Source organism: Streptomyces sp. NPDC101227 (assembly GCF_044767545.1).
In the GTDB taxonomy this organism is placed as follows: domain Bacteria; phylum Actinomycetota; class Actinomycetes; order Streptomycetales; family Streptomycetaceae; genus Streptomyces.
In genome coordinates this window covers 175,821-187,893 of the sequence record NZ_JBIWOD010000014.1, presented here as the reverse complement: position 1 = coordinate 187,893, position 12,073 = coordinate 175,821, and the positions used below count along the sequence as shown (strand labels likewise).

Below are 12,073 nucleotides of genomic sequence, written 5' to 3'. Positions count from 1 at the left end.
TGGACGGGGCGGTGCGGGTGAGCCAGTAACCTTGTCCGAGGCCCTTGTGGGCCTTGGACCGCCGCCCCGTGCACAGGAAAGGTGTTCGTCACCGTGGAAACCGCCATCCGGACCGCCCCGGCTGCAGTGATTGTCGCCATCGACGGCCCCGCAGGCACGGGCAAGTCCAGCACGTCCAAGGCCGTCGCCGCCAAGCTGGGGCTCGGCTACCTCGACACCGGCGCCCAGTACCGCGCGATCACGTGGTGGATGCTGACCAACGGCATCGACGTCCAGGACGCGACCGCCGTGGCCGATGCCGCCGCCAAGCCCCACATCGTCTCCGGCACGGACCCGGCCGCCCCGACCATCTCGGTCGACGGCCTGGACGCCGCGGGCCCGATCCGCACCCAGGACGTCACCGCCGCGGTCAGCGCCGTCAGCGCGGTCCCCGAGGTGCGCGCCCGGATCACCGACCTGCAGCGCACCATCGCCGCCGAGGCCCCCAACGGCATCGTGGTCGAGGGCCGTGACATCGGCATAACGGTCCTGCCGGACGCCGATCTCAAGGTCTTCCTCACCGCCTCCGCCGAGGCCCGCGCGGCCCGCCGCAGCGGCGAGCTCAAGGGCAAGGAAGCCACCGACCTCGCTGCCACCCGCGAGGCGCTGATCAAGCGGGACGCCGCCGACTCCTCCCGTAAGACCTCCCCGCTGGCCAAGGCCGACGACGCGGTCGAGGTGGACACCACCGAGCTGACGCTGGAGCAGGTCATCGAGTGCGTGGTCACCCTCATCGAGGGCGCGAGCGCCGAAAAGGCGGGGCTCGCCCGGTGACCGAGAGCGGCAAGGCGCCTGGGACGCGCGCCGTCCGGGGCCCGGCAGCGCACCGGGCCCCGAGCCCGGCCGGTGCCGCGGTCGGCCGGCGGATCGGCATCGGCCTGATGTACGGGCTGTGGAAGCCGCGGGTGCTGGGCGCCTGGCGGGTTCCGTCCACCGGTCCCGTGATCCTCGCCGTCAATCACTCGCACGGCATCGACGGCCCGATGCTGATGGGCACCGCGCCGCGGCCGGTGCACTTCCTGATCAAGAAGGAAGCTTTCGTCGGGCCGCTGGACCCGTTCCTGCGGGGCATCGGCCAGCTGAAGGTGGACCGCAGCACCGCCGACCGCAAGGCCATCACCGACGCGCTCGGGGTGCTGGAGCGCGGCGGGGTACTCGGGATCTTCCCCGAGGGCACCCGGGGCGAGGGCGACTTCGCGTCGCTGCGGGCCGGGCTGGCGTACTTCGCGGTGCGCTCCGGCGCCCCGGTCGTGCCCGTCGCGGTGCTCGGCAGCACCGACCGCAGGAGCCGGCTGACCCCGGCCATACCGCCGCTGCGCGGCCGCGTCGACGTCGTCTTCGGTGACGCCTTCGAAGCGGGCGACGGCAGCGGGCGGCGCACCCGTAAGGCGCTGGACGAGGCGACCGTACGGATCCAGGAGCGGCTGACCGCCCACCTGGCCCAGGCCAGGCGCCTCACCGGGCGCTGACCCACAACGTGAGTAGTGGGCCGTGTACGAACGGCCCACCGATGATGAACGAGGAACGGACTTCATGAACGACCAGACCCACACCGGCGACGAGCACGGTGCGCTTGGCGACGCCGAGTACGCGGAGTTCATGGAGCTCGCCGCGGTAGAGGGCTTCGACCCCGAGGAGGTCGAGGGCGACATCGCCGCGGCCGGCCACGGCCCGCTGCCCGTCCTCGCCGTCATCGGCCGCCCCAACGTCGGCAAGTCGACCCTGGTGAACCGCATCATCGGCCGCCGCGAAGCGGTCGTCGAGGACAAGCCCGGCGTCACCCGCGACCGCGTCACCTACGAGGCCGACTGGAACGGCCGCCGCTTCAAGGTCGTCGACACCGGCGGCTGGGAGCAGGACGTCCTCGGCATCGACGCCTCCGTGGCGATGCAGGCCGAGTTCGCCATCGAGGCCGCCGACGCGGTCGTCTTCGTCGTGGACTCCAAGGTCGGCGCGACCGACACCGACGAGGCCGTCGTCAAGCTGCTGCGCCGCTCCGGCAAGCCGGTGGTGCTGGTCGCCAACAAGGTCGACGGCCCGTCCGGTGAGGCCGACGCCGCCATGCTGTGGTCGCTGGGCCTCGGCGAACCGCACCCGATCTCCGCGCTGCACGGCCGCGGCACCGGCGACATGCTCGACGCCGCGCTCGACGCGCTGCCCGAGGCGCCCGCGCAGACCTTCGGCGCGGCCATCGGCGGTCCCCGCCGGATCGCGCTGATCGGCCGCCCGAACGTCGGCAAGTCGTCGCTGCTGAACAAGGTCGCCGGCGAGGAGCGGGTGGTCGTCAACGAGATCGCCGGCACCACCCGCGACCCGGTCGACGAGATGATCGAACTCGGCGGAAAGACCTGGAAGTTCGTGGACACCGCCGGTATCCGCCGCCGGGTGCACCTCCAGGAAGGCGCCGACTACTACGCCTCGCTGCGCACCGCGGCCGCCGTGGAGAAGGCCGAGGTCGCGGTCGTCCTGATCGACGCCAGCGAGTCCATCAGCGTCCAGGACCAGCGGATCATCACGATGGCCGTGGAGGCCGGGCGCGCCCTGGTCATCGCGTACAACAAGTGGGACACCCTCGACGAGGAGCGCCGCTTCTACCTGGAGCGGGAGATCGAGCGGGATCTGGTCCAGATCCCGTGGGCGATGCGGGTCAACGTCTCCGCGCGCACCGGCCGCCACATGGAGAAGCTGGTCCCGGCCATCGAGACCGCGCTGAGCGGCTGGGAGACCCGCATCCCCACCGGACGGCTGAACGCCTTCCTCGGCGAGATCGTGGCCTCCCACCCGCACCCGATCCGCGGCGGCAAGCAGCCCCGCATCCTCTTCGGGACCCAGGCCGGCACCAAGCCCCCGCGCTTCGTCCTCTTCGCCTCCGGCTTCCTGGAGGCCGGCTACCGCCGCTTCGTCGAGCGGCGGCTGCGCGAGGAGTTCGGCTTCGACGGGACGCCGATCCACATCTCGGTGCGGGTGCGCGAGAAGCGCGGCGCCAACAAGAAGAAGTAGCGGTGACGGCGCCCGGCGCGGGGGCTCAGCGCCCCTGCGACCGGGCGTCCCGCTGTCCGGGTGGCAGCGCCGCCGGGACATGCCCGCGCGGGTGGTACGGCTGCCGCCCCACGACCTCCCAGTGGCCGGTCGATGCCGTCGTCCGGCCCCAGCTCCCGCGCAGCGATTCCGGGATCTCCGGCTCGTCCGTACGGTCCCCGGGCAGTGCCCTGAAGGAGCGGCGGTACTCGGCGTACAGCGCGTCATAGATCGGTGTGGCCGAGGCGCGGTCCGCGGTGCGCGTCGCCCCGGGCTCGTGCGACGGGCGCATGCCGGGGATCGGGTGGGGGTACTGGGCGCGAGGGGAGGGGTCGTATGCGTGCACGTATCTGCCAACGACCCTGATGCCCGCGGGATGCGGCTTTCGGCCGGAAATGGCTGATCGCGGGGGCAATACCGCCCATCGGGCGGTGCCGCTCCCGCGATCGGTCCAGCCGCTCGGCTCAGGTGCCGGCCAGCGGCATCGCCGCGGCCACCAGGACGCCCCGCGCGGCGGCTTGCTCCAGTGCCTGGCGCATCAGGTCCTCCCTCGGCTGGTGGCCGATCGTGCCCACGGGTGCGGCGTACATCAGCACGGTCTTCGCCTTGTTGGCGGCCGTCCGCCAGCCGTCGGACACGGCCAGCGGCTGATGGGCCTGCCACCAGGCGGCCTGGCTGCTGCCGGCGCCCGGCTGAAGGACGGCGTGCAGCTTGCCCATGGCGAGCAGCGCGGACCAGCCCGGGTTCGGGGCGGGGAGCTGGTTCATGTCCCGCACATCGCGAAAGCCCTGCTCCCGCAGCAGCGGCAGGAAGTCGTCGCCCGGCCGCGTCGAGCCGGGGCGGGCGATCGGGCCGTTGGGCTCGACGACCAGGGCCGGGCGCAGGTCGCCCTCGACCAGCACCAGACCGCAGGTGATCCCCAGGGTCGCCTGGCGTTCGGCGGCGGGGGCGTGGGCGCCCGGGGCGGGGACCGCCGCGGGGGTGCGGGCGGCGTCCTCGCCGGTGATGGAGCGTACGGCTCCCTGGAGCTGCTCCTCCGATACCGGGACGACCTGCGAGGGGATGCAGGTCGCGTGCGCGAACGCGAGCACCGCGGTCTCCTCGCCCACGAACAGGACGGTGCTGGTGTGCTCCTGCTCGCTGTCGCCTGGGGTGCGGCAAGAGGTGCAGTCGTAGCTGCCGGGGGCGTCGCCACCGGCCAGCAGGCGGTCGGCTTCTTCGTCGCCGATCTCGGCGCGAACGTCGTCGCTGACGTCGAGCATGCGCGGCACGGGTGGCTCCTCGATCTGTGAGCGGTTGCCGGGGGGTCTCCCGGCTCGTACATGGACAACGGGTGACCTGCGGCCGGAGTCACGCGCGGACGGGAACAGAATCGAACCGAGCGACGCACACGGGCGAACGGCGGGAAGCCTTCGGGCAGCGGTCGCAAGCGGTGGATTTCCGCGGGGGAGCGTGACGCAGATGGCCGCGTTTCCTACGCCGGACCGGGTGGAGCCGGCCGGCCCACGGGCGCGGCGGGCGGGTCCGCGGCGGACGGCTGCCTAACGTGACCGGCTATGTCCGACGACTTCTCGGTGCCCCGGCGCCGCGGCGCCGCCGTCACGGGTGTGCTGGCCGCGGCGGCCGCGGCCCTGGTGCTGTGCCTGCCCGGTGGCGCATCCGCCGCCGCGCCGCGCGACGAGGGCTGGGACGACGGGAGAACGGTCGATTACGCCTGCGCCGGCGACCAGTGGCCGTGGGGCTGCGTCGCCAAGTGCGAGAGCGGCGGCAACTGGCGGGCCAACACCGGCAACGGCTACTACGGCGGCCTCCAGTTCGGGCAGCCGACCTGGAAGGGCTACGGCGGCCTCGACTACGCACGGCGCGCCGACCTCGCCACCCGCGACGAGCAGATCGCGATCGCCGAGAAGGTCCTCGCGTCGCAGGGCTGGCGTGCCTGGCCCGCCTGCTCCAAGCGCTACGGCCTCACCGGGAAGTCGTACGTCCCGCGCCCCGACCCCCTCGACCCGGACCTCCCGGACGACATGTACCCCCCGATCGCCCGCTTGCTCGCCGGGCGGCTGCCCACCGGCCCCGATCGCTGACCGGCGATGCGATCGGGGGCCGGGAGGTTCCATGACGTCGCTACCGATCGCCTAACTTTTTCGGAACAACTTGGCGAATCCCCTCAACCCGGAACCCGGTTTCGCGGTCCTACCGTTCGGCAGTCGGATGCATGACGCCGCCGGGGGCGCGCGGCATGGTCCATGGGCCGACCAGGCACGACCGGAGACCAGGGGACACGGGGACGGATGCACATCTCATTCCTGATTCACAACGCGTACGGGATCGGGGGGACGATCCGGACGACGTTCAACCTGGCCCGCACGCTCTCCGAACGCCACGACGTCGAGATCGTCTCCGTACTGCGGCACCGCGACACCCCGGTCTTCGACCTCGGCCCCGCCGTCGCGCTGCGGCATCTCGTCGACATCAGGGAGACCAGCCCCGGCTACGACGCCGCCTACCGCCGCCCCGCCAAGGTCTTCCCCGCCGCCGAGAACCGCTTCGCCCAGTACAGCGAGCTCACCGACCGCCGCATCGCCCAGCATCTGCGCCGCATCGAGGCGGACGTGGTGGTCGGCACCCGGCCCGGACTGAACGTCCACATCGCCCGGCAGGCCCGCCGTGGCCCGGTGCGCATCGGGCAGGAGCATCTGACCCTGGACACCCACCCCCGGGAGCTCAAGCTGGCGCTGCGCGGCGCCTATCCGCGCCTGGACGCGGTCACCACCGTCACCGAGGCCGACGCCCGCGCCTACCGCCGGACGCTGCGGCTGCCCGGCGTCCGCGTCGAGGCGGTGCCCAACAGCGTGCCCGAGCCCGGCCTGCAGCCCGCCGACGGCAGCGGCAAATGGGTCGTAGCGGCCGGCCGGCTCGCCCGGGTCAAGCGCTACGACGTCCTGATACACGCCTTCGCCGAGGTCGTCGCCCGGCGCCCCGACTGGCGGCTGCGGATCTACGGCGGCGGCGCCGAGAAGACCGCGCTGCGCGCCCTGATCGAGGAACTCGGCCTGTACAACCACGTCTTCCTGATGGGTCCGGCCAACCCCCTGGAGCCCGAGTGGGCCAAGGGTTCCATCGCCGCGGTCTCCTCCAGCCTCGAATCCTTCGGGATGACGATCGTGGAGGCGATGCGCTGCGGCCTGCCGGTGGTCGCCACCGACTGCCCGCACGGCCCCGGCGAGATCATCGAGGACGGGGTGGACGGCAGGCTGGTGCCGGTCGGCAATCCGCAGGCGCTGGCCGCCTCGCTGCTGGACCTGATCAACGACGACGACGCCCGCAAGCGCATGGGCCGCGCCGCGCTCGCCGCGTCCGCCCGCTTCGACCCCGCCATGGTCGCCGGACGCTACGAAACGCTCTTCGACGAGCTGCTCGCGCGCCGCCGGGACAACCGCCTGCGCGGCACCTGGCACCGCACCCGGGGGGCGCTGCTCAGCGGCGCGTACGCCACCAAGGACGCGGCGCGCGCCGCGATGGGAGGGGTACGGACGGCATGAACGCCTCAACGCGGCCGCCCGCGACCGGATCGACGGCACACACCACGGCGCAAGCCACGGCCCGGACCAGCACGCCCACCGTGCCCATCACGACCACCACCACGACAACCGCGACGAACCGGTCGTCGCCGACGCCGAGGCCGACGTCGACGACCCCATCGACGCAGAGGGAGCGCTCGGCCATCGATCAGGAACCCAAGGTTCCGGCAGCCGTACCGGACCGCGGCCGACGGCCCGCCCCGGTGGAGCTGCGGGCCGACTGCATCGCCGACTCCGCAGGCGGCCTCACCTTCGACCTGAACGCCCCCGCGGACACCCACACCTCCTGGAACGCCGCCCTGGTGCTGCGGCTGCGCGGCGGCGACGGCGCGGACGACGAGGTCCGCCTGCCGCTCGGGCCGAACGGCGCCGGGCGGCTGCGCGCGGTGCTGCCCAGCACCGTCGCGCTCGCCGAGGGCCGCTGGAACGCCTACGCCGACCTGGGCGACGGCCGCGACCCCCGACGCCTGCTGCCGGGCGTCAACGACCTGCGCTCCCTGGTGGACCGCCGCCCGCTGGCGGGCATCGGCCGGCTCGGCGTGCGCATCCCCTACGCCACCAAGTACGACAACCTCGCGCTGCGCAGCTGGCTGCGCGGCCCGCACGCCGAGGCCGGTGACATCCTGGTGACGCCCGACGGCATGACGGTCTCCGGCCGCCTCTACGGCGCCGCCCCGGCGGCCGGCGCCCAGGCCGAGGCCCGCGCCCGGCGCTCCCCGCGGTCCCCGGGCGCCGCCCCGGCCACCGTCACCGTCCCGCTGGCCGTCGAGGGCCCGGACTTCACCTTCACGCTGCCCTACGAGGAGCTGGCCGGCAGCTGGCGGCGCGGCAGCGAACCGTGGGACCTGTGGCTGCGCCCGGCCGAGGGCGCCCGGCCGGTGCGCATCGCCCGCCTCCTGGACGACGTACCGGACAAGAAACAGGTCTTCAGCTATCCCGCGCTCCCGGTGCAGGCCGCCGCCGCGCAGGTCCGGGTCGGCCCGTACTACACCCTCGACAACGACCTGGCGATACGGGTCGCGGGCCCGGAAGAGGACGCCTGACGTACGGCGCCTGACGTACGCCGGCCGATGCACGGCGCCTGACGGCGGCGGCTAACGTGAGGCGGATGGAGCGCAGCGAGCGGGAACGGGCGGCCGGGCGGCCGCAGTTGCTGACGATCGGGGAGCTGGCGCGCCGCGCCGGGGTGACCGTCAAGACCGTGCGGCACTACTCCGAGGAGGGGCTGCTGCCGGACGCCGGGCGCAGCGGCGGCGGCCATCGGCGCTACGCCCCCGAGGCGCTGGAGCGGCTGCACCGGATCCGGGATCTGCGGGCCTTCGGGCTGTCGCTGCCCGCCGTCGCCGACGCCCTCGGGGGCGGCTCACTGGAAGCCGCCCTGGCCGAACGGCTCCGGGACGTGGGCGGCCGGCTGGCCGCACTGCGCTGGCGGGAGGCCGCCCTGCGCGCGGTCACCGAGGCCCCGGCGGCCGAACGCCCGGGGCTGCTGCGGCTGCTGGGCGCCGTGCCGCAGCCGCCGACCAGCGAGGCGCCGGTCCGCTTCTGGCGCCGCCTGCTGCCCCGCGAGCTGCCGCCGCCCCTGCTGGCGGGCATCCTCGACGAAGCGGTGCCCGCCCCGCCCGCCGACCCCGATCCCGCCCGGGCGGTCGGCTACGCCCGGCTGTACGCCTTCACGACCCGGGCCCGGATGAGCGCCGCCGGGCGCTGCGACCGGGCCCGGGCCGCGGCCGCGCTCCCGGACCGTACGGACACCGTCGCCCTCTACCAGGGCCTGGGCGAGGCCTATGCGCTCGCCGCCGCGGCCGCCGGCGCCGGCCGTCCGCCCGCACCCGGCGCCGAGCTGGACGCCTTCGTGGCGGCGCACGCCCGCGCCTACGGGGCGCGGGACTGCGACGCCTTCCGCGCCGGGCTGCGCGGGACCGTACGGGCGGGCGAGGACCCGCGGATGGCGGCGTACTGGCGCCATGTCGACGAGGCGACCGGCGGCGCGTACCCGACGATGGGGGCCGCGCACGCCTGGCTGGTCGGGGCCCTCGGCGCGGCGGGCTGATCCGGCCGGCCGCCGCGCCCCGCGGACCGTGGCCGTCCGCGGCGGCCGAGCGCCGCCACGCGGCTCGCCGGGAGGCGGAGCCGGTCGACGGGCGAGCACGGCGCTCAGGGACCGGGAGAGCCGGCGGACGGGCGGGGAAACGGCGCACCGCCCCGCGGCACCCCACCCCGCACGGCCCGGCGGCGGGCGATGTGCGGGAAATGTGTGTGGACTGTGTCTCGTCGGGCGATTTCCCGGCGGCCGGTAAAAGGCGTCGGGTATACGGAATCCTCGTCCGGTGCGGCGGGAATTCGGGACGCCGGCCCATCCCCCAGGACGTGGTGACCGTACCCCGATTTGCCGTCGATCAAGGCGGAATTCCGGCCGCTTTGTTTTCCACCCGGTTGCGCCATCACCCGGCACGTACGGGTGACGGACGTTACTGCAAACGCGGCGGCCTTCGCTGTGACACAAGTGTGACCAATGAAGTACCGGGCGGACACCGGGATGTGCGCCGGACGGGCCTTCCGCCCATCGTTACGGACGCCTACGGTGGCTGTCATGGCACCGCTACCCGATCTTCCGAACGAACCCCAGGACGACATAGAGGCCTATGTCGGCCTCGACCGACAGGACGCCGAGGAGCGCGCCAGGGAGCGCGGCTGGACCACCGTCCGGTCGCTGGCGCCGGGCGCGATCATCACCATGGAATACCTCGTCGGCCGGCTCAATTTCGAGGTCAAGGACGGCCAGGTGCATCGCAGCTGGCGGGGCTGACGGCGCGTTTCCACGACGAAGGCCCCGGCCGCTCGGAGGAGCGGCCGGGGCCTTCGTCACGGGGCAGCGGGTGTGCGTACCGGCCCCGTGGCCTGCGGGGCGGTCAGCCGGTCCCGTTGCGGCCGCGCCCGGAGGTCGGGCTCAGCGGCGTGGTGCGCGGGACGCGGTCGGCGTGCGGCGGCCGCCGGCTGCCCGCGGGCGTGACCGGGGAGCGCTCGGAACGGATCGTGTACGGACGCGCGGGGTGGTGCGGCCAGCCGTCCTGGGGGCGGGTGCCGGTGCGGCCGCCCGCACCGGCGGCTGCTCCGATGGTTTCGCGTACCAGTACCTCGCCCTCGGGGGCGACGCGCTGACGGGAGACCCCGGGGGCCAGCGCGCCCACCGGCAGGGGACCGCGCAGCGAATCGGGGCGCAGCCGCAGCCACAGCCGCAGGATGATGCCCATGAGGCGGTCCTCCACCCAGGTGACCCCGGGCTCCAGCCACGGCATCGCCAGCAGCACCAGCAGGCCCGCGGCCCAGCCGAGCAGCACATCGCTGACCCAGTGCGTACCGAGGTAGACGGTGGTCATGCCGACGCCCAGCGCGCCCAGCGCGGCGATCACCGACAGGGTGCGGCGGCGCAGCGGAGTGGTCGCCAGGTAGGCCAGGACGCCCCAGGTGACGACGGCGTTCGCGGTGTGACCCGACGGGAATATATCGCCGCCCAGCCACATCTCCGTGGCGCCGACCGTCGTCGCGTAGTGCGGGCCGAGCCGGCCCATTCCGAGCTTGGCGGCGCCCACCGTGATGTTCAGCAGCAGCAGCGAGGCGCCCAGCACCAGCAGCGGGTGGAGATTGCGCTGGCGCCAGCAGCGCCAGCCCAGCCAGGCCGCCACCGCCACCGCGGTCGGGCCGCGCTGGCCCAGGACCACGAAGTAGTCGAGGAAGGCATGGATCTCCGGCCACTGCTTGTAGGGCCGGAAGAACATGACCTGCCAGTCGAAGGTGACCAGCCATGAAGAGACCAGCACTGCGACCACGATCGCGATGTACACCGCCAGCGTGCCGCCGAACAGCCACAGGCGGGTCCGGGTCATCTGGGGTGGTTGAACGCGGTCGGTCGGGCGCTCCTCCATCTGGTCGAGCTTGTCATCGGTACGCACTCAATCGACGTTACCGCGTGTGATGTAGGCGCTTGGTCAAACTGTGCGCTTTGTAATGACGATGTGATGTGGAATGGGTCTCAAGCCGAGCGTCGACGCCGGGATTTGGAAGAGAATTCGACGCGTTTCCGATTCACCTCCGGGCGTCCGCGTGTCGTCACTACGCGTGCTTATCTGTTTTTCTCCGGAGGAGTTTATCGTCGATTTCCCCGGGCGTCGCGGGAAGTTTCCCTTCCGCGGACTTCACGGAGGAAGATCTTCCGGTCCCGCTGCGGTCGCCCCGCGCCCCGCCGCTCACGGCGGGCCGGACCCGTTCAGCCAGAACGCCCCGTAGACCGCCGACCCCGCCGCGACCAGCCCGACGACCAGCCAGGACCGCACCGGCCGCCACTTCGCGAGCCCCGCCGCCAGCGGCAGCAGCAGCGGGTAGGCGGGCATCATCAGCCGCGGCTTGGAGCCGAAGTAGCCCTTGGCGGTCAGCGCCAGCAGCAGGACGACCCCGCCGTAGACGGCCAGCGGCACCGGCTGGCCCTGCCGTACGCCGCGCACGTACAGCCAGACCACCAGCGCGACGCCGGCCAGCAGGCCGAGCCCGGCGAAGGGCGGCAGCTGCCACAGGAAGCGGGCGAAGGCGAGGCCGCCGTCGAAGCCGTTGCCCCAGCCGCCCTGGACGTCCAGATAGCCGGTGAGGCTGCCCTGCCGCGCGCCCACCCACAGGAAGTAGCCGCACCAGCCCAGCGGCGCGAGCAGCACGCCCGCCGCCATGCCCGGGTGGGTACGCAGCGTCGTGCGCAGCCGTACCCCGCCGGCCCGCCCGTTCCACACCGCCACCGCGGCGGCGACCCACACGGCCGCGACGACCGCGGCGCCCACCGGCCGGGTCAGCCCGGCCAGCGAGGCCAGCAGGCCCGCCCACACCCAGCGGCCGGTCAGCACGGCGTACACGCCCCAGGCCGCGAGCGCGGTGAACAGCGACTCCGAGTACGCCATCGACTGCACGATGCCGACCGGCAGCGCGGCCCACAGCGCGGCCAGCGCCACGCCGGCCCGCGGACCGTGCAGCCGCTCACCCGTCGCGTACAGCGCCCAGGCGGCGGCCAGGGAGGCGAGCCAGGCGACCGCCAGTCCCGCGTCGGCGGCCGACAGCGGGGAGACGGCCGAAAGGCCGCGCTCGAGCCAGGGCAGCAGCGGGAAGAACGCCAGGTTGGAGTGCACATCGCCGTTGGCCAGATGGACGGCGTAGCCGTAGCCCTGCTCGGCGACCCGGGTGTACCAGAGCGAGTCCCAGCGGGCCGTCAGCAGCGTGTGCCAGTCCTTGCCGTTCGCCGCCGACCAGACGGCGAGCAAGGCCACGCCCAGCAGCCGGACCGCCGCGTACGCCGCGAGCGCCGGCGCGGCACGGCGCAGCGCGGCCTGTAAGGCGGCGGCCCGGATCCGGCCGGGAACTGCGGCGGAGGCAAGATCGTTCATTCGGACGATTATCGA

Annotated in this window: 12 protein-coding genes; 8 read left to right on the top strand and 4 right to left on the bottom strand. The window is 73.6% G+C overall.

Going from position 1 to position 12,073, the window contains the following annotated elements; translation table 11 throughout:
* The first annotated feature begins 93 nt into the window (after positions 1-93).
* From cmk to der, 3 genes are all read left to right on the top strand, one after another.
* Positions 94-813 carry a (d)CMP kinase gene (gene cmk / locus ACIRPT_RS29025; protein ID WP_403832346.1) on the top strand — a complete coding sequence of 240 codons (720 nt, stop codon included), beginning with the start codon at positions 94-96 and terminating at the stop codon, positions 811-813.
* Between the two features lie 107 nt (positions 814-920).
* Positions 921-1,508 (top strand): lysophospholipid acyltransferase family protein, encoded by a 588-nt coding sequence (locus ACIRPT_RS29020; RefSeq protein ID WP_403832424.1) that lies wholly within the window; start codon positions 921-923, stop codon positions 1,506-1,508.
* Between the two features lie 64 nt (positions 1,509-1,572).
* Positions 1,573-3,039, top strand: a complete 1,467-nt coding sequence (der, locus tag ACIRPT_RS29015; protein WP_403832344.1) for a ribosome biogenesis GTPase Der — start codon at positions 1,573-1,575, stop codon at positions 3,037-3,039.
* Positions 3,040-3,064: 25 nt separating this feature from the next.
* Here der and ACIRPT_RS29010 read toward each other — a convergent pair whose 3' ends face one another.
* Both ACIRPT_RS29010 and ACIRPT_RS29005 read right to left on the bottom strand, forming a co-directional pair.
* On the bottom strand, positions 3,065-3,349 hold the full coding sequence (locus ACIRPT_RS29010; RefSeq protein ID WP_403832342.1) for a hypothetical protein: 285 nt from the start codon (positions 3,347-3,349) through the stop codon (positions 3,065-3,067).
* Positions 3,350-3,521: 172 nt separating this feature from the next.
* Entirely contained in the window at positions 3,522-4,328 is an 807-nt protein-coding gene (locus ACIRPT_RS29005; RefSeq protein ID WP_403832340.1) for a hypothetical protein, read from the bottom strand.
* Positions 4,329-4,613: 285 nt separating this feature from the next.
* Between ACIRPT_RS29005 and ACIRPT_RS29000 the strand changes: the two genes are divergently transcribed.
* From ACIRPT_RS29000 to ACIRPT_RS28980, 5 genes are all read left to right on the top strand, one after another.
* Positions 4,614-5,141: a transglycosylase family protein gene (locus ACIRPT_RS29000; RefSeq protein WP_403503925.1), complete on the top strand. Its 528-nt coding sequence runs from the start codon at positions 4,614-4,616 to the stop codon at positions 5,139-5,141.
* Between the two features lie 207 nt (positions 5,142-5,348).
* The gene (locus ACIRPT_RS28995; protein WP_403832337.1) at positions 5,349-6,599 is read left to right on the top strand and encodes a glycosyltransferase family 4 protein; all 1,251 of its coding nucleotides are present in this window, start codon (positions 5,349-5,351) and stop codon (positions 6,597-6,599) included.
* Between the two features lie 182 nt (positions 6,600-6,781).
* Positions 6,782-7,681 carry a hypothetical protein gene (locus ACIRPT_RS28990; protein ID WP_403832422.1) on the top strand — a complete coding sequence of 300 codons (900 nt, stop codon included), beginning with the start codon at positions 6,782-6,784 and terminating at the stop codon, positions 7,679-7,681.
* Between the two features lie 65 nt (positions 7,682-7,746).
* Positions 7,747-8,688, top strand: coding sequence for a MerR family transcriptional regulator (locus ACIRPT_RS28985; RefSeq protein ID WP_403832334.1), 942 nt, complete (start codon positions 7,747-7,749; stop codon positions 8,686-8,688).
* Between the two features lie 540 nt (positions 8,689-9,228).
* Entirely contained in the window at positions 9,229-9,444 is a 216-nt protein-coding gene (locus ACIRPT_RS28980) for an I78 family peptidase inhibitor (protein ID WP_403832332.1), read from the top strand.
* Between the two features lie 103 nt (positions 9,445-9,547).
* On the opposite strand, the gene ACIRPT_RS28975 is transcribed toward ACIRPT_RS28980, so the two are convergent.
* Together ACIRPT_RS28975 and ACIRPT_RS28970 are read right to left on the bottom strand one after the other, a co-directional pair.
* A complete protein-coding gene (locus ACIRPT_RS28975; protein WP_403832330.1) occupies positions 9,548-10,588 on the bottom strand; it encodes a phosphatase PAP2 family protein in 1,041 nt (346 codons plus the stop codon).
* 294 nt (positions 10,589-10,882) lie between these two features.
* Positions 10,883-12,058: a hypothetical protein gene (locus ACIRPT_RS28970; protein ID WP_403503939.1), complete on the bottom strand. Its 1,176-nt coding sequence runs from the start codon at positions 12,056-12,058 to the stop codon at positions 10,883-10,885.
* Positions 12,059-12,073 lie beyond the last annotated feature (15 nt).